Genomic DNA, 17,535 nt, shown 5'->3' on the forward strand with positions numbered 1-17,535 from the left:
GGCAGACAGTCGGCCTGGATCAGAGCAGAACAACATCGAACTGCTCCTGCAGGTACTGCTCGTCCGCCTGGAAGCGGATGCTCTTGCCGAGGAACTCTTCCAGCTCGGCCACGGCCGTGGATTCCTCATCGGTGATCCGCGCCACCACCTTGCTGGACGCGATCACCAGCAGGCGCGCGGCATCGAACTGGCGCACCGCGCGGGTGATCTCGCGGAAGATCTCGTAGGTCACCGTTTCGGTGGTCTTGATGGTGCCGCGGCCACTGCACTGCGGGCAGGTTTCCGACAGCTGGCGCTCCAGGCTTTCCACCGTGCGCTTGCGTGTCATCTCCACCAGGCCCAGCGGCGAGAAGTCGTACACCGTGGTCTTGGCATGGTCACGGGCCAGCGCCTTTTCCAGCGTGCGCAGCACCTGGCGGCGATGCTCGGCGTCATCCATGTCGATGAAGTCGATGATGATGATGCCGCCCAGGTTGCGCAGGCGCAGCTGCCTGGCCACCGCCTGCGCGGCCTCCAGGTTGGTGCGGAACACCGTCTCTTCCAGGTTGCGCTGGCCGAGGAACGAGCCGGTGTTGACGTCGATGGTGGTCATCGCCTCGGTCTGGTCGATCACCAGGTAGCCACCGGATTTCAGCGGCACCTGCTTGTCCAGCGCACGGCCGATCTCGTCCTCGACCCCGAACATGTCGAAGATCGGACGATCACCGCTGTACAGCTCGATCTTCTCCGCCAGCACCGGCATGTACTTGGCCACGAACGCCTGCAGCTGGGCGAAGGTCTCCTTCGAGTCCACCTTCACCTTGTCCACGTCCTTGCGGATCAGGTCGCGCACCGAACGCAGCGGCAGGCTCAGGTCTTCATAGATGTTGCTGCACGACGCCGCCTCGCGGCCGCGGCGCTCGACCACGTTCCATACCCGTGACAGGTAGGCGATGTCTTCGGCGATGGCCTCGGCCGGCTGGCCTTCGGCATTGGTGCGCACGATGTAGCCGTAGCCGCCGTGCTGGGCCGACAGTTCGGTCACCAGCGCTTTCAGCCGCGCGCGCTCGCCTTCGTCCTCGATGCGCGCCGACACGCCCACCACCTTCGACTGCGGCAGCAGCACCATGTAGCGCGAGGGAATGCTGATCTGGGTGGTCAGGCGTGCGCCCTTGGTCCCGATCGGATCCTTCACCACCTGCACAACGATGTCCTGGCCGTCGCGCAGCAGCTCCACGATCGGCACGCTGGACGGCGGCGGCAGGGTCGTGTTCTCGGTATCGGCGCTGGCCACCGGCGCCGGCCGCACCACGTCGTTGGCGTGCAGGAACGCGGCACGCTCCAGCCCCACTTCGACGAACGCCGCCTGCATGCCCGGCATGACCCGCTGCACCTTGCCCTTGTAGATGTTGCCGACCACACCCCGGCGCCAACCGCGCTCGATGTGCAGTTCCTGCAGCATGCCGTTCTCGATCACCGCGACCCGAGTTTCGCGCGGGGTCACATTGACCAGGATTTCCTCAGACATCGGCAGCCTCCCTGGCGGCATCAGCAGTTGGGGCCAGCACGCCGCAGCGGGCCAGCAGACGATCGGTATGCAGCAACGGCAGCCCCATGACACCGGAGTAGCTGCCGGAAAGGTGTTCGATCCAGCGCTCGGCACCGCCCTGGATGGCATAGGCACCCGCCTTGTCCAGCGGCTCGCCGGTGGCGACGTAGGCAGCGATGTCGGCGGACTCGATGGCGGCGAAGGTGACCTCGGAAACAACCAGTTCGCTGTCCAGCCCGCGCGCGTCCACCACCACCACGGCGGTCATCACCTGATGGGTGCGCCCGGCCAGCCGTGCCAGCATCGCCCGCGCGTCGGCCGCGTTGGCCGGCTTGCCGAATACTTCGCCATCGAGCACCACTTCGGTATCCGAGCCCAGCACCCGCGCCTGCGGGTCATCGGCCAGCACCCGTGCCAGGCCGGCGCGCGCCTTGTCGGCGGCGACCCGGCAGACATAGTCCTGGGCACTTTCAGCGGCCGCGCGCTGCTCGACAACCTCCAGGTCCAACGCCTGGAAAGGGTGTCCGAGTCGGGCCAGCAGCTGGTTGCGTCGGGGGGAGCGGGAAGCAAGATAGAGCATCGACACAGCATAACCTGACGCCGGTACCTGAATCGTCGGACAATCCTTCCCCGGCGCCTGCAACCCCGAACGGACTCACAACGCGTTCATCGCTACGACACCACCCTCACCGCCACAACAAGGAGATCCCATGCGTCGCACCGCCACCCCGCTGCTGCTTGCCCTGTCCCTCGCTCTTGGAGCTTCGATGACCGCCCATGCCGACCCGTCGTCGCCGTCGATCGCCGCCGCGGCCGAAGGCACCCTGCTGAACATCTCGGCCAACGCCGAAGCCACCCGCGTGCCGGACGTGGCCACGCTGTCGGCCGGCGTGGTCACCCAGGCCGCCGACGGCAACAGCGCCATGCGCCAGAACGCCCAGCAGATGGACAAGGTCCTGGCTGCGATCAAGGCCGCCGGCATCGCCGAGCGCGACGTGCAGACCAGCGGCGTCAGCCTCAACCCGCAGTACCGCTATGCCGACAACGAAGCCCCGAAGATCACCGGCTACCAGGCCAGCAACACCGTCAGCCTGAAGGTCCGCGACATCGCCAAGCTGGGCAAGGTGCTGGACGCGCTGGCCGCGCAGGGCGCCAACCAGATCAACGGCCCGCAGTTCGAGATCGACCAGCCCGAGCCGGTCTATGACGAAGCGCGCCTGGCGGCACTGAAGAAGGCCCAGGCCCGTGCCCAGACCTATGCCAAGTCGCTTGGCCTGCAGGTGCGCCGCATTGTCAGCATCTCCGAGAACGCCGGTGGCGGTTTCCGCCCGATGCCGATGATGCGTGCGCAGGCTGCCGGCATGGCAATGGACAAGGCCACCCCGGTCGCCCCGGGTGAATCGACCGTCTCGGTGAACCTGGACGTGGTGTTCGAACTGGGCCGCTGAGGCTCCTTCCGTTCAACCGACGGCGCCCTGCGGGGCGCCGTTTTCGTTTCCACCGCCGCCGTGCCGGCAGCGTTACATGAAGGCCAGCTCAACGCTGCCGCCCCTGCCTCTAGGCAGTGGTGGAGGCGGCGCGCTAATGATTGACTGCCAGCCGCGTGCGGCAACCCCGATGGCGGCCCTGGTGCGTTGAGGACTTCGACACTGGCATGGAGGTGGACCATGGTTCGTACGTATCCCGTAGTACCCCTGCACTTCGATCCCGCCCGCGTTGCCGCCTGGAGTGCGGCCATCGCCCTGCATCTGCTCGCGTTCCTGTTGTTGCTGATCCCGGCGACCTACCAGGCCATTACCGCGCTGCCGCGCGATCAGACCACGGTACGGTTCATTCCCAGGGAAGAGCCCAAGCCGATCGAGCCGCTGCCGGTGCCGACCGAGCCTGAAAAGGTGGAGGTGGTGCACAAGCGGCAGGCCACGCCGGTGCCCGCACCGCTGCCGACGCCCACCGCGACCGTCGAGGAGGCCCAGGGCATCATCCTGCCGGCGGCCGAGCCGACCGCGGTGCAGGCTGCGCCGACCATTGCCCCGTCCACGCCGCTGGCCGGCGCCCAGCTGCAGTACCGTAGCAACCCGCCGCCCAGCTACCCGATCCAGGCCCTGCGCAATCACGAACAGGGCACGGTGCTGCTGCGGGTGGAAGTGGACCCCAGTGGCCAGCCGGTGAACGTCAGCATCGAACGCAGCAGCGGCTCGCGCAGCCTGGACCAGGCCGCCCGCCAGCAGGTGCTGCGCCACTGGCGTTTCGTGCCGGCCGAGCGTGATGGCATGGCCGTTCCCGCCATCGGCATGGTGCCCGTGCAGTTCTCCCTGCCCGACTGAGCCACGGACCGGCCCGGCCGCACGCCGGGCCGGTCACAACGGTGAATGGGCCGGAACAGGGCCAATCTGCCCGGTTATTTGAACTTCGTTGGAAAACCGTTACGAATTTAGTAAAACTTCACACCTCCGTCACCTGCCGGAAACCTAGATTGACGCGTCCCGGGACACACCGGAGACAGCCCTCAATGCTCGAGTTTTCCAGTCAGGAGAGAAGCTGTGAAACACCCGATCCAACGGCCCGCCAGCCGCCGCCGCAACCACCTGGCAACGTCCATCACCCATATCCTCACCGGCGGCGCCCTGCTGCTCGCCGGGGCCGTGGCTTCCTCTTCTGCATTCGCGCAGGAACAGGCCACCAACCTTGACCGGATCACCGTCACCGGTTCGAACATCCCGCGCACCAACACCGAAACACCGTCGCCGGTGCAGGTGGTGACCCGCCAGGAAATCGATCGCACCGGCAAGACCACGGTGGCCGAGTACCTGCAGACCCTGACCGCTGACGGTTCCGGTTCGATCCCGAAGACCTTCGGCAACGGCTTCGCCGGTGGTGGCGCAGGCATTTCGCTGCGCGGCCTCGGTGCCGGCTCCACGCTGGTGCTGTTGAACGGCCGCCGCATGGCGACCTATGGCCTGGCCGATGACGGCCAGAAGGTATTCACCGACCTCAGCACCATTCCCCTCGACGCCGTCGAGCGCGTGGAAGTGCTGAAGGATGGCGCCTCGGCGATCTACGGTTCCGACGCCATCGCCGGCGTAGTCAACATCATCCTGCGCAGCGACTTCCAGGGCGGCATCCTGCGTGCCTCCTACGGCACCTCCGGTGATGGCGACGGCAATGCCAAAAAGGCCACCCTGACCGCCGGTACCGGCGATCTGGCCACCGATGGCTGGAATGCGTTCTTCAGCCTGGATGTCGGCAAGACCGACGCGATCAAGATCAGCGACCGCAAGAACCGCAAGTGGATCGGCACCGGCGACATCCGTCCGTGGGGCTATGGCAACAATGCCCAGTTCCTGGGTGGCGCCTACCTCAATAACCGCACCAGCGGCGGCGTCGGTCCGAACGGCTCTGTGTTCGACGACCGCGTTCCGCCGGGCACCTCCGCGCAGCTGGTTCCGCTGCCGGGTTGCCAGGGCCTGACCACCATCGGTGGCCAGACCGACGCTTCAGTGGCTGCCCAGGGCTGCCTGTGGGATCCGAACCAGCAGTACCGCGACCTCACCCCTGAAGAGAAGTACGTCAACGTGTTCGGCCGTGCCAGTTTCGCCTTCGGCGAAGGCGGCGAGGTCTACACCGAGATCGGCTACTCGAAGAAGGAAACCACCTTCAGCAACACCCCGTCCGGCGTGTCCGGCAGCTGGGGCTACCCGGAAGGTCCGCGCAATGCCAGCAGCGGTCCGGGTGCTGTGGTGCTGTCGCCGACCCACCCGGACAACCCGATCCAGGGCCAGGCCTCGCGCCTGCGCTATTCGGCATGGGATGTCGGTCCGCGCGTGACCAACAACACCAACGAGTTCAACCGCTTGCTGGTGGGCGTGAAGGGCAACTGGGGTGACTGGAGCTACGACACCGCCTACCTGCACTCGGGCACCGACCTGACCAACAAGCGCACCGGCTTCCTGCGTTACAGCGCTGTGCAGTGTGCGTTGGGCAACCCGAACTGCGCCGGCGGCGTGTGGCGCATCGGCGACAACGCCAACCTCAACTCTCAGGCGCTGTACGACTACATCTCGCCGCAGATCAGCGCACGCGCCAAGTCCAGCCTGGACATGTTCGACTTCACCATCTCGCGCAGCCTGATGGACCTGAAGGGCGGCCCGCTGGGCCTGGCCTTCGGTACCGAGTGGCGCAAGACCAGCAACAGCCTGACCCCGCAGACCTACACCGACCAGGGTGACATCATCGGCCTGGGCTATTCGGCCTATGACGGCACCCAGAACGTGTATGCCGGCTACGTCGAGCTGTCCGCGCCAGTGCTGGAGCAGTTGGAACTGTCGGCCGCCATGCGCTACGACAAGTACGAAAGCGGTGAAGGCAAGGCCACGCCGAAGCTGGGCGTGAAGTGGACCCCGGCAGACTGGATCGCCCTGCGCGCCAGCTACGCCGAAGGCTTCCGCGCGCCGAACCCGGCCGAGAACGGTGACGGTGGCCTGGCTGCCTTCTCCAACGCCCGTGATCCGGTGCGTTGCGCCGCCAGCCCGGCCGCCGATGTCGGCACCAACTGCAGCTCGCGGCCGGTGGCGATCATCACCCGTCCGAACAAGGACCTGAAGCCGGAAGAGTCCAAGAGCTACTCGGTCGGCATCGTGCTGCAGCCGACCTCCAGCACCTCGCTGACCGTCGATGCGTGGCAGATCAAGCGCACCAACGAAATCGCCCAGGGCGCCACCGCTGATGCCATCGCCGCCGGCAACGTGCTGCGTGACATCGACCTGATCAACGGCATTGCTGGCACCGGCAGCATCCTGGCGGTCAACACCGCGTACATCAACGCGGCCTCCACCCGCGTGCGCGGTATCGACACTGATATCCGCCAGACCTTCGACATCGGTCCGGGCCAGCTGGAGATGGACCTGCAGTGGAGCCACGTGCTCAAGTTCGAGCGCACCGACGCTGACGTCACCGTCGACTACGCCGGTACCCACGGCAACTGCGACGTGACCAACTGCATCGGCACGCCGAAGGACCGCATCAACTTCGGCACCACCTGGAAGCAGGGCAACTGGAGCGTCAGCGGCGTTGCCAACTACATCTCGAAGATGGACAACAAGGACTTCCGTGGTCCGGACGGCTCGTACCAGTTCTCCTATGCCGACGGTACCGACGTCACCAAGATCTCCTCGTTCACCACCTTCGACCTGTCCGGCCGCTGGAACATCACCGAAGCCTTCGAGCTGAACGCCTCGGTGGCCAACGTGTTTGATCGCATCGCTCCGCTCGATCCGACCACCTACGGTGGCGTGAACTACAACCCGCTGCACTTCAGCGGTGCCATTGGTCGCTACTTCACCGTCGGCGCCAAGTACACCTTCAAGTAATCCTGCTGCAGCGTCACCCGCAAAGGCCCGGGCTCACGCCCGGGCCTTTGCTTTTCTACACACGCGTCAGCGTCCATCATGGGGGCACCTTCTCCTGCGACAGGCGCGATGCCCTCCTCCACTCAACGCCTTGGCCTGGCCGCACTGACCGCACTGGTGGTCGGCTCAATGGTGGGCGCCGGCATCTTCTCGCTGCCGCAGAACGTGGCGCGCAGCGCCGGCCCGGCCGCCGCGCTGATCGGCTGGGCGGTGAGCGGTGCCGGCATGCTGATGCTTGCCTTCGTGTTCCAGGCCCTGGCCAATCGTCGCCCCGACCTGGACACCGGCATCTATGCGTATGCGCGCGAAGGCTTCGGCAACTACATCGGTTTCTCCGCCGCGTGGGGCTACTGGGTCGCTTCGGTACTCGGCAACGCCAGCTTCTTCGTACTGATCTTCAGCGGTCTCGGCCACTTCGCACCGGTGTTCGGCGAAGGCAATACACCGGCCGCCATCGCCGCATCGTCGCTGCTGCTGTGGACCGTGCACCTGCTGGTACTGCGCGGCCTGCGCACTGCGGCGATCATCAATGGCCTGGTCACCGTGGCCAAGCTGGTGCCGATCGCGCTGTTCCTGATTCTGGCAGCCGGCGCATTCCGCATGGACGTGTTCCGCGCCGACTTCTTCGGCGCTCCCGCGCTGGGCGACATGGGCCAGCAGCTGCGCGGGATGATGCTGGTCACCGTGTGGGTGTTCATCGGTATCGAAGGTGCCAGCATCTATTCGCGGCGCGCGGCACGGCGCGCCGATGTCGGCCGCGCCACCGTGATCGGCTTCATCGGCGTGTGGCTGCTGCTGGTGCTGGTCAGCCTGCTGTCGATGGGTGTGCTGTCGCAGGCCGAACTGGCCGGCCTGCCCAATCCCTCGATGGCCTATGTGCTGCGCGCGATCGTTGGCGAATGGGGAGCGACGGTGATCATCATCGGCTCGATCATCTCGGTACTGGGCGCGCTGCTGGCGTGGGTGCTGCTGTGCGCCGAAGTGCTGTTTGCCGCCGCTGGCGATGGCACGATGCCGGCCTTTCTCGGCCGCGAGAACGCGCGCGGCGTGCCCGCCAATGCGCTGTGGTTGAGTAATGGCCTGATCCAGTTGTTCCTGCTGCTGGTGCTGTTCAATTCGGGCAGCTACACCAGCCTGGTGCTGCTGGCGGCGTCGATGAGCCTGGTGCCGTACTTCCTGTCCAGCGCATTCGGCGTGAAGCTGGCCTGGCAGGGCGAGGCATACGCCAGCGCGGCCGGCGCCCGCTGGCGCGACTTCATCGTCGCGCTGCTGGCCAGCGCCTATGCGTTGTGGCTGGTATATGCCGGTGGCCTGGACAACCTGCTGCTGTCGGTACTGCTGTATGTGCCGGGCGTAGTGCTGTACGCGTTGACCCGACGCCAGCGCGGCGAGCGGGTGTTCACGCGCTGGGAATGGGTGCTGTTCGGCGCGATCCTGGTGGTGGCGATCGCTACGCTGGTGGCATTCGCCCGTGGCGCGCTGACCTTGTAAGGCCGAGCCACACCCGACGCTAGTGCTTCGTCAGCATGCCGATGTCATGCATCCAGCGTTCTGCCAGGCTGGGCCATGCCGACACCGGCGCATCTTTCAGGCGCAGGCCGAACGCGTGGCCGCCGTGCGCGAACAAATGCATTTCAACCGGCACGCCGGCCTCGATCAGTGCACGGTGATAGACCAATGCATGACGGACATCGTCCGTCGGGTCATCGGCGGCCTGCACGATGAACGTCGGCGGCGCCTTTGCATCGACCACGATGTCTTTTTCCAGCGAATCATCCTTGCGTACCCAGAGATGCCCTGGATACAGCAGCATCGCGAAATCCGGCCGGCTGGACTGCACATCGGCCGCATCCAACGGTGCATAGCTGCGCTGCGCATGCGTGCTCAACCCGGCCACCACATGGCCGCCGGCCGAGAAGCCGATCACGCCCAACCGTTGTGGATCGATCTTCCAGCGCGCGGACTGCGCACGCAGCAGGCCCATTGCCCGCTGCGCATCCTGCAAGGCCATCGGCACGGCCGGAATGTCGCGGCAGTTGCATTCGCGGTCCCAGTTCGGTCCCGAGGCCGGTACGCGATACTTCAGCAGTGCGCAGGTGACGCCCTGCGCGGTCAGCCAATCGCAGATCTCGCTGCCTTCCAGGTCGATCGCCAGCACGTTGTAGCCACCACCCGGTATCACCATCACTGCCGTGCCGTTGGGCGAGCCTTTCGCCGGGAACACGGTGAGCGTGGGCACGGCCACGTTCTGCAGCATCATCCAGCGCTCGCCACTGGCCTTGGACACGGTTTCGCTGACCTGCTCGCGGCCTTTCAGCTTCGGCGGTGCCATCACCTGCCCATCCGGCCACAGAGGGAGTTCGGTGGTACCGGCTGGCGGGTGCCAGGTGGCAGGCGCGGCGGCCGATGCGGTAAATGGCAGCAGGACCATCAGCAGGCGAAATGCAAAGCGAGCGCGCATCGTCAACATCCACGTGATGGACCTGCAGTGTAGAGTCGAGTCCGCTCGAAAGATCGCGCGCGATGCATCCACGCATGGGGTGGATCCACCGCCGCACGCGACTGCACGGCGCGACACAACAAAAAAGGCCTGCATCTTGCGATGCAGGCCTCTTGAATGTGGCGCCCGAAGTTGGACTCGAACCAACGACCCCCTGATTAACAGTCAAGTGCTCTAACCGGCTGAGCTATTCGGGCAGACCGCCAGTATAACGACTCTTCACGCCCGATGGTAGGGGTGATTGGCCAACATCGCAGCAGCGCGATACAACTGCTCGGCCACCACCAGCCGCACCAGCATGTGCGGCAGCGTCAGCGGGCCGATCGACCACTTTTCATCGGCCAGCGCAGACACTTCCGGCGAATGCCCTTCCGGGCCACCGATCAGGAACGCCAGGTCCCTGCCCTGTCCACGCCAGTGCTCCAGGCGCTGCGCCAGCTGTTCGGAACTGAGCTGGCGGCCCGGTACGTCCAGTGCAACGACATAGGCATTCTTCGGCAACGCAGCGATCACCCGCTTGCCCTCGTCCTCGGTGGCGCGACGTGCGTCGCGCCCTTTGCCACGCAGGCCGGGCTCGATCTCCACCAGCTCGAACGGCAGCCAGTGCGAGAGCCGCTTCTGGTACTCGGCAAACCCTTGCGCCACCCAACTGGGCGCGCGTTCGCCGGTGGCAATCAGGCGGGCTTTCATCAACATTCCTCCAAAACGTCGACGGCGCCATCGGCGCCGTCGAAAACTGCATCAACGAATGGCTCAGGCCACTTCGTCGTCGTCGTAGGACGGCGGCTGGTCGCCAACGGTCCACAGGCGCTCGAGCGCGTAGAACTCGCGCACGCGCGGCAGCATCACGTGCACGATGACGTCGCCCAGGTCGACCAGCACCCATTCGGCTTCACGCTCGCCTTCAACACCCAGCGGCATGACGTCGATGTTCTTGGCGAAGCGCACGACTTCGTCGGCGATGGACTTCACATGGCGGGTCGAAGTACCCGATACGACCACCATGTAGTCGGCGACGCTGGACTTGCCGCGTACGTCGATCTCGACCGGGTCCTTGGCCTTCAGGTCTTCGGTGGCTTGACGGACGCTGGCCAGCAGTTCCGGCACGGAGGGCGGCGGGCTGGGCAGATCGACCTTGATGGTCTGGGGCTGGGTCTGGTTGCTCAAAGCGGGTCGACTCGATAAACGTGGGGGCGATTATACGGGCACAGCGCGGCAACCGTATTCACGAGGCGGCGGGGCGGTACAGGCCGTGGCCAGAAACGTAGTCGGCCACCGCCGGTGCCAGCATGGCCCGCCAGGGGCCGCCCGCGGCGATCTGGGCGCGCACGGCACTGGCCGATTCCACCCGCAGCGGGTGGTGCAGGCGCAGGATGCGGCCGGCCGGGCTGGTGAACAGGGCCTGCTCGTTGTCGGCCCAGCGCCCCTCGGTGGCCTGGCCCAGCGCGCCGTCGACACTGGCCCGCAGCGGGCTGCCGGGCCGCTCGGCAACGATGAAATGGGCCAGACCGAACAGCGCCTGCCACTCGTGCCAGCTGGGCAGGCCCAGCAGGCTGTCGGCCCCCACCAGCCACGCCAGCGGGCGGCTGGGGCCAAGTTCGGCCCGCAGTTCGCGCAGGGTATCGACGGTATAGGAAGGTCGGCCAGGGAAGCGCTCGGCCCGATCCAGCTCATGCCGGTCCAGCAGCAGGCCCGGCTCATCGCCGATGGCCAGGCCGAGCATGGTGCAGCGTTGCTCGGCGGTCGCGCCCGGTGCCGCGCGATGCGGCGGGTCGGCGGCAGGCAGCATGCGCACCGCCACCTGCAGTTCATCGCGCGCGGCGCGCGCGATCGCCAGATGGCCCAGATGCACCGGGTCGAAGGTGCCCCCGTAATAGATCCGCAGGCTCATGGATCAGGCCCGGGCGAGCAGCCGCACCGCACGCGCTTCGGCCACCGCCACCAGCAGGCGCTCAAGTGCAAGCCAGGCATCGCCGTCTGCGCGGCCCTTGGCGATGCGGTCAACCAGCCCTGCTTCGGCCACGAAACGCTCCCAGCGCTTGCCTTCCGGGTGCCGCTGCAGCGCGCGCTTGTAGGGCGCCTGCCGCGATTCCCAGATACCGCGGGATTTCATCTCCGCCGCCAGATTGCCGCCACGTGCCTGTACCCGTGCCAGGCCGGCACCGGCCAACAGCTCGCGGATCACGATCGGCATCAGCGCGGCCACGGCCTCGCCTTCGCCGCGCAACCCGGCCAGCATCCTCAGTACCGCCTGGGGCTGGCCGGAGAAGGTGGCTTCCACCAGCCGGAACACGTCGTAGCGGGCAGCATCGGCCACCAGCGATTCCATCCGTTCCACGTCCAGGGTCTGGCCGTCGGCCAGCAATACGAGCTTGTCGATCTCCTGCGCAGCCGCCAGCAGGTTGCCTTCAACGCGTTCGGCCAAGCGCTGCACGGCCGCCGGTTCGGCGCGCAGGCCCCTGCTGCGCAGGCGCCGTTCGATCCAGTCCGACAGCTCATGCGGCTTGATGGCCCAGGCCACCGACAGCACGCCGACGCGGTTCACCGCCTCGGCCCATTTGCCCTGGTGGGCCTTGCTCCATTCGTTGGCGGTGATCATCAGGATCACGTCCGGCGCCGGGTTGGCGCAGAACCGGCTGATCACCTCACCGCCGTCCTTGCCCGGCTTGCCGCTGGGCAGGCGCACTTCCACCAGGCGGCGGGCACTGAACAGGCTGGGGGCATTGAAGCTGGCGTCGAGCTGGTTCCAGTCGAAATCACGGCCATCGGCATCGAACACTTCGCGCTCGTCGATGCCGGCCGCACGTGCACGGGCACGCACGGCATCAGCTGCCTCCAGCACACGCAGCGTTTCCGGACCGGCGATCAGGTAGACCGGCGCCAGCGCCGTGTCAGCGCCCTGCCCGGCCAGCTGTTCCGGTCGCAGTTCCATCAGGCGCCCGGCTCAGTGCTGGACGGCGGGTGCGGGCTCGACCGGATCGTGCTCGACCGGCTTCGGCGCCGACAGGCTGCCGCCCTTTTCCAGTTCGGCGCGGACCACGCTGTCGATGCGGCGGATGATCGAGGCCGACATTTCCCGGCGCAGTTCATCGGCCAGGATCTCGCGTTCGGTGGTGGTACCGGTGGCGTCGGTCGGCGGCGACACGTAGTCGCGCGACAGTTCGATCACCTGCTGCGGCACCAGCTCGCTGCCGTCTTCGCGGCGGAAGATGAAGATCACCGCATAGCGCAGGCTGTATTCCTGCGCGCGGCCCTGCGAGTCGATCGCGATGGGCAGGTCGCCCCAGCGTTCGGACAGCACCTGCAGCTGGGCATTGGGGCCCTCGCTGTCCTCATCGGCCAAGCGCGCACCGGATGCCAGCAGGCTGCGGTTCAACAGCTTGACCAACTCGCTGTAGGGCGCGGTGGAGACCACCTTCACCGGCGCCGTGTCGGTCGGCAGCATCAGCTTGTTGCGCAGGTGGAAACCGCAGCCGGCGAGGCCGAGGACGAGAACGAGGGCAAGCAGGATTCGGGTCATGGAGACAGTCTGGCGGAGCCGGGCGATCACGGCAACAGACAGGGTGCCCGAGGCCGCGTGAACGCAGGGCCATCGGCCGGGCGTGCCCGGCGTGGCGACAACGCACCGACCGCCACGATGGCGGCCGGTGCCAGGTACATCAGGCAGCGACGATGTTCACGATCTTGCCGGGGACGATGATGATCTTGCGCACCGTCAGGCCTTCCAGGAACTTGGCCGCGTTCGGCTCGGCCAGCGCCAGCGCTTCAACCTGTTCGCGCGCGGCATCGGCGGCGACCTCGATCGTGCCGCGCAGCTTGCCATTGACCTGTACGGCCAGGGTCAGCGCGTCGCGAACCAGCGCACTGCTGTCGGCCTGCGGGAACGGCTGGTCTTCCAGCAGCGTTTCGCCATGGCCCAGCACCTGCCACAGGGCATGGCTGGCGTGCGGGGTGATCGGGTTGAGCAGCAGCACGATGGCCTGCAGCGCTTCCTGGCGCACGGCGCGCCCCTGCTCGCTGCCGTCCTCGAACTTGGCCAGCGCGTTCATCAGCTCCATCACCGCGGCAATGGCGGTGTTGAAGCTGTGACGACGGCCGTAGTCGTCACCGACCTTGCCGATGGTCTCGTGGGTCTTGCGGCGCAGGGCCTTCTGGCTGGCATCCAGTGCAGCCGCGTCGAGCGCCGGTGCGGCACCGTCGGCAGCGTGCTTCTGCACCTGTGCCCACAGGCGGCGCAGGAAACGGGCCATGCCGTCCACGCCGGCTTCGTTCCATTCCAGCGACTGTTCCGGCGGTGCCGCGAACATCGAGAACAGACGCACGGTGTCGGCACCGTACTTGCCGACCATCGCCTGCGGGTCCACGCCGTTGTTCTTCGACTTGGACATCTTCTCGGTACCACCGACCACCACCGGCTGACCGTCGGCGATCAGGGTGGCGCCGGTGATGCGGCCGCGCTCGTCGCGCTGCACTTCCACATCGGCCGGGTTGATCCAGTCCTTCGAGCCGTCCGGGTTCGGGCGATAGTAGGTCTCGGCGATCACCATGCCCTGGCACAGCAGGTTCCGCGCCGGCTCGTTGCTGTCCACCATCCGCGCGTCGCGCAGCAGCTTGTGGTAGAAGCGGAAATACATCAGGTGCAGGATCGCGTGCTCGATGCCACCGATGTACTGGTCCACCGGCAGCCAGTAGTTGCCACGCTTGTCGACCGCATCGCGGGCGCCCGGCGAGGTGTAGCGGGCGTAGTACCAGCTCGACTCCATGAAGGTGTCGAAGGTGTCGGTCTCACGCTCGGCCGCGCCGCCGCAGTCCGGGCAGGTGGTCTTGCGCCATTCCGGATCGGCCTTGATCGGCGAACCGGTGCCGACGAAGTTGACGTCTTCAGGCAGCACCACCGGCAGCTGGTCTTCCGGCACCGGCACCGCGCCACACTTGTCGCAGTAGATCACCGGGATCGGGCAACCCCAGTAGCGCTGGCGGCTCACGCCCCAGTCGCGCAGACGGTAGTTCACCCGGCGCTGGCCCTGGGCCTTGCGCTCGAAACGCTCGGCCAGCGCTTCGAAGGCGCCCTGGAAGTCCAGGCCGTCGAACTCGTCGGAGTTGACCAGTTCGGTCTCGCGGGTCTTGTCGCCGTACCAGTCCTGCCAGCGCGTCGCGTCGTAGGCGCTCTCGTCCTTGCGCAGCGACTTCAGCGCGATGACCTGGCGGATCGGCAGGTTGTACTTGTTGGCGAATTCATTGTCGCGCTGGTCGTGGCCCGGTACGGCCATCACCGCGCCGGTGCCATAGCCCATCAGCACGAAGTTGGCGACCCACACCGGCACCTGGGCACCAGTAACCGGATGCACGGCGCGCAGGCCGGTATCCATGCCGCGCTTTTCCTGGGTCTCCAGCTCGGCCTCGGACACGCCGCCCTGCTTCATCTCCGACAGCAGCGCAGCCAGTTCCGGATTGTTCTTCGCGGCATGCAGCGCCAGCGGGTGTTCGCCGGCGATCGACACGAAGGTCACGCCCATCACGGTATCCGGGCGGGTGGTGAACACGCGCAGCGGATCCAGTGCGGCGCCATCGACGTCGCGCACATCGAACTGGATTTCCAGGCCTTCGGAACGACCGATCCAGTTGCGCTGCATGGTCTTGACCGAGTCCGGCCAGCCGTCCAGTTCATCCAGGCCGTCCAGCAGTTCCTGGGCGTAGTCGGTGATGCGCAGGAACCACTGCGGGATCTCACGCTTTTCCACCAACGCGCCGGAGCGCCAGCCACGGCCGTCGATGACCTGTTCGTTGGCCAGCACGGTCTGGTCGACCGGGTCCCAGTTCACCACCGCGTTGCGGCGGTAGGCCAGGCCCTTGCGCATCAGGCGGGTGAACATGCGCTGCTCGTGGACGTAATAGTCCGGGCGGCAGGTGGCGAACTCGCGCGACCAGTCGATGGCATAGCCCAGCGACTTCAGCTGGCTGCGCATGTGGTCGATGTTCTTGTAAGTCCAGGCGGCCGGCGCGGTCTTGTTCTTGATCGCGGCGTTTTCCGCTGGCAGGCCGAACGCGTCCCAGCCCATCGGCTGCAGGACGTTGTGGCCGGTCATGCGCTTGTAGCGGCTGATCACGTCGCCGATCGTGTAGTTGCGCACGTGGCCCATGTGCAGCGCACCGGACGGATACGGAAGCATCGACAGGCAGTAGTACTTCGGCTTGTCCGAGGCTTCATCGACCTCGAAGGCACGGGTAGCATCCCAGTACTGCTGGGCGGCGGATTCAACCTGCTGCGGATCGTAAACGTTGGGTTCGACGCTGGTCATGTAACACGCGGTTGCGGCGGCAAAGCGGTACAGCGTACCGCAGTGCGGCAAATGGCTCCAATCCTGCCTGCCGCACCGGCGCGCGGCGTGGCTGCGGGAAGCGTCTCAGCGCCCGCGCGACAGAGGCAGGGCCAGGGCCAGCCAGAGCGCCCAGCAGGCAAAGGCCAACCGCTGCGCCAGCGCCGCCGGCAGTACCCCCGGCAGGCCGAACGCCAGCAGACCGGCACCGATTCCGCAGGCCAGCGTCAGCAGTCCCAGCCTGCGCCCGCCGGAATGCCGCAGCCGCGCCGCGCCCAGCATCACGCTGCCGGCGACAAAGGCCAGTGCCCAGACCATCCACACGCTGGCGTGCAGCTTGCTGGCAGGGCCCTGCATGCCCATCTGGTCTTCGAAATCCAGCGGCAGCAGGCCCATCGCGATGAAGGCGAGACCGGCCAGTAGCAGCATCTGGCTGCCCACGCGTGCCGTCCAGGCGGCGTCCACCGACAGCTGCCGGCGCAGGCGCTCGGCCACGACCACCGCCAGTGCACCCGGCAGCACCAGGCCCAGCAGGTTGAAGCCCAGCGCATGGGGGATGCCGTGCGCGCCCAGCCAGGTCACCGGATGCATCGCCTGCGAATAGTCCGGCAGGGCCGCACCGAAGCCGGCCACCGACAGCACGAACAGGGCTGCGGCGAGCATGCCTACCCAACGATCCAGCCGAACCACGGACATTGCAGCCACTCTTCAGGAGAACATCAGGCCATTGTCACGGCAGCCGGCACCTGCGCCAAGCCGTCCGCGATTTCATGGGGGGCGTGACCGCAGGGTTGAGACCGGCAAGGTTCGTCACCATAGAATCGGTCTCCAGATGCCGAACGATGCCCCATGACCGAGACGACCTACGTATTCGATGCCACCACTGCCACCTTCGAGGCGGAAGTGCTGCAGAAGTCGCTGCAGACGCCGGTCCTGGTGGATTTCTGGGCGACCTGGTGCGAGCCGTGCAAGACCCTCGGCCCGATGCTGGAGAAGCTGGCCGGCGAATACAACGGCGCGTTCGAGCTGGCCAAGGTCGACGTGGACAAGGAACAGCAGATCGCGGCGGCCTTTCAGATCCGTTCGGTGCCCACCGTGTTCCTGGTCAAGGGTGGACAGCTGGTGGACGGCTTCCCCGGCGCCCTGCCGGAAGGCCAGCTGCGTGAATTCCTGGCCCAGCACGGCGTTGTGCCGGCTGACGTCGGCGACACCATCGCCGAAGACGAAGCGCCGCTGGACCCGCAGGCGCAGGTCGACGTGCTGCGCGCGCAGATCGCCGCCGAGCCGGACAAGGATGAGCTGAAGCTCGACCTGGCCCTGGCGCTGCTGCAGGTCGGCGGCGTGGACGAGGCCGCTACCCTGATCGATGCACTGCCCGCCAACCTGGCCACCGACGACCGCGCCGTGCGTGGCCGCGCCCGGCTCTCCTTCGCCGCCGCGCTGAAGGATGCCCCGCCCGCCGAGGAGCTGGATGCGCGCATCGCCGCCGACGGCAAGGATCTGCAGGCACGCCACCTGCGGGGTGTGCAGCAGCTGCTGGCCGGCGAGGACGAAGCTGCGCTGGAACAGTTCCTGGAGATGCTGCGGATCGACCGCAGTTTCCAGGAAGGACTGCCGCGCAAGGCCCTGATCGATGCGTTCAACGTCATCGCCGATGAAGACCTGGTCGGCCGTTCGCGGCGCCGGATGGCCTCCCTGCTGTTCTGAACGGCACCGGCATCGTTCAGAATCCCTGCACTGAACGCGGGCAATAATGCCCGCGATGGTGGCCCCCAGGGTCGCCAC

The 17,535-nt window shown here is 66.8% G+C and carries 15 protein-coding genes and 1 tRNA gene; 5 read left to right on the forward strand and 11 right to left on the reverse strand.

What is annotated here, in order from left to right; genetic code table 11:
• Positions 1–19: 19 nt before the first annotated feature.
• Complete coding sequence (rng, locus tag AC1DCU_RS02970) at positions 20–1,507, reverse strand: ribonuclease G (RefSeq protein ID WP_025879287.1); 1,488 nt, start codon at positions 1,505–1,507, stop codon at positions 20–22.
• Entirely contained in the window at positions 1,500–2,108 is a 609-nt protein-coding gene (locus tag AC1DCU_RS02975) for a Maf family nucleotide pyrophosphatase (protein ID WP_442251869.1), read from the reverse strand. Before AC1DCU_RS02975 ends, rng begins: the two co-directional genes overlap by 8 nt.
• 130 nt (positions 2,109–2,238) lie before the next feature.
• Here AC1DCU_RS02975 and AC1DCU_RS02980 point away from each other — a divergent pair, with 130 nt between their 5' ends.
• The 4 genes from AC1DCU_RS02980 (at position 2,239) to arcD (ending at position 8,424) form a co-directional block, all read left to right on the forward strand.
• Positions 2,239–2,976: an SIMPL domain-containing protein gene (locus AC1DCU_RS02980; RefSeq protein WP_025879289.1), complete on the forward strand. Its 738-nt coding sequence runs from the start codon at positions 2,239–2,241 to the stop codon at positions 2,974–2,976.
• A gap of 219 nt (positions 2,977–3,195) precedes the next feature.
• Positions 3,196–3,852 (forward strand): energy transducer TonB, encoded by a 657-nt coding sequence (locus tag AC1DCU_RS02985; RefSeq protein WP_025879290.1) that lies wholly within the window; start codon positions 3,196–3,198, stop codon positions 3,850–3,852.
• A gap of 216 nt (positions 3,853–4,068) precedes the next feature.
• Positions 4,069–6,894, forward strand: coding sequence for a TonB-dependent receptor (locus AC1DCU_RS02990; RefSeq protein WP_025879291.1), 2,826 nt, complete (start codon positions 4,069–4,071; stop codon positions 6,892–6,894).
• A gap of 108 nt (positions 6,895–7,002) precedes the next feature.
• On the forward strand, positions 7,003–8,424 hold the full coding sequence (gene arcD, locus AC1DCU_RS02995; RefSeq protein WP_032975055.1) for an arginine-ornithine antiporter: 1,422 nt from the start codon (positions 7,003–7,005) through the stop codon (positions 8,422–8,424).
• A 19-nt stretch (positions 8,425–8,443) separates the two neighbouring features.
• Here the strand turns inward: arcD and AC1DCU_RS03000 are convergent, their stop codons facing one another.
• The 9 genes from AC1DCU_RS03000 to AC1DCU_RS03040 all read right to left on the reverse strand — a co-directional run bounded on the left by AC1DCU_RS03000 (position 8,444) and on the right by AC1DCU_RS03040 (position 16,446).
• Positions 8,444–9,403, reverse strand: coding sequence for an alpha/beta hydrolase (locus AC1DCU_RS03000; RefSeq protein ID WP_425602684.1), 960 nt, complete (start codon positions 9,401–9,403; stop codon positions 8,444–8,446).
• Positions 9,404–9,553: 150 nt separating this feature from the next.
• Positions 9,554–9,630, reverse strand: a tRNA-Asn gene (locus AC1DCU_RS03005).
• 22 nt (positions 9,631–9,652) lie between these two features.
• Positions 9,653–10,123, reverse strand: coding sequence for a 23S rRNA (pseudouridine(1915)-N(3))-methyltransferase RlmH (gene rlmH / locus AC1DCU_RS03010; RefSeq protein ID WP_025879294.1), 471 nt, complete (start codon positions 10,121–10,123; stop codon positions 9,653–9,655).
• Positions 10,124–10,186: 63 nt separating this feature from the next.
• Entirely contained in the window at positions 10,187–10,600 is a 414-nt protein-coding gene (gene rsfS / locus AC1DCU_RS03015) for a ribosome silencing factor (protein ID WP_025879295.1), read from the reverse strand.
• Between the two features lie 58 nt (positions 10,601–10,658).
• Complete coding sequence (gene nadD, locus AC1DCU_RS03020; RefSeq protein ID WP_442251871.1) at positions 10,659–11,324, reverse strand: nicotinate-nucleotide adenylyltransferase; 666 nt, start codon at positions 11,322–11,324, stop codon at positions 10,659–10,661.
• Positions 11,325–11,327: 3 nt separating this feature from the next.
• Positions 11,328–12,365: a DNA polymerase III subunit delta gene (holA, locus tag AC1DCU_RS03025; protein WP_059064761.1), complete on the reverse strand. Its 1,038-nt coding sequence runs from the start codon at positions 12,363–12,365 to the stop codon at positions 11,328–11,330.
• 12 nt (positions 12,366–12,377) lie between these two features.
• Complete coding sequence (locus AC1DCU_RS03030; protein ID WP_033831702.1) at positions 12,378–12,953, reverse strand: LPS-assembly lipoprotein LptE; 576 nt, start codon at positions 12,951–12,953, stop codon at positions 12,378–12,380.
• A 139-nt stretch (positions 12,954–13,092) separates the two neighbouring features.
• Positions 13,093–15,732: a leucine--tRNA ligase gene (leuS, locus tag AC1DCU_RS03035; protein ID WP_025879299.1), complete on the reverse strand. Its 2,640-nt coding sequence runs from the start codon at positions 15,730–15,732 to the stop codon at positions 13,093–13,095.
• Between the two features lie 105 nt (positions 15,733–15,837).
• On the reverse strand, positions 15,838–16,446 hold the full coding sequence (locus AC1DCU_RS03040) for a DUF998 domain-containing protein (protein ID WP_180830873.1): 609 nt from the start codon (positions 16,444–16,446) through the stop codon (positions 15,838–15,840).
• Positions 16,447–16,599: 153 nt separating this feature from the next.
• Between AC1DCU_RS03040 and trxA the strand changes: the two genes are divergently transcribed.
• Positions 16,600–17,457 (forward strand): thioredoxin, encoded by an 858-nt coding sequence (gene trxA / locus AC1DCU_RS03045; RefSeq protein WP_442251873.1) that lies wholly within the window; start codon positions 16,600–16,602, stop codon positions 17,455–17,457.
• Positions 17,458–17,535 lie beyond the last annotated feature (78 nt).

The sequence above is a fragment of the Stenotrophomonas sp. 10L48 genome (assembly GCF_056395105.1).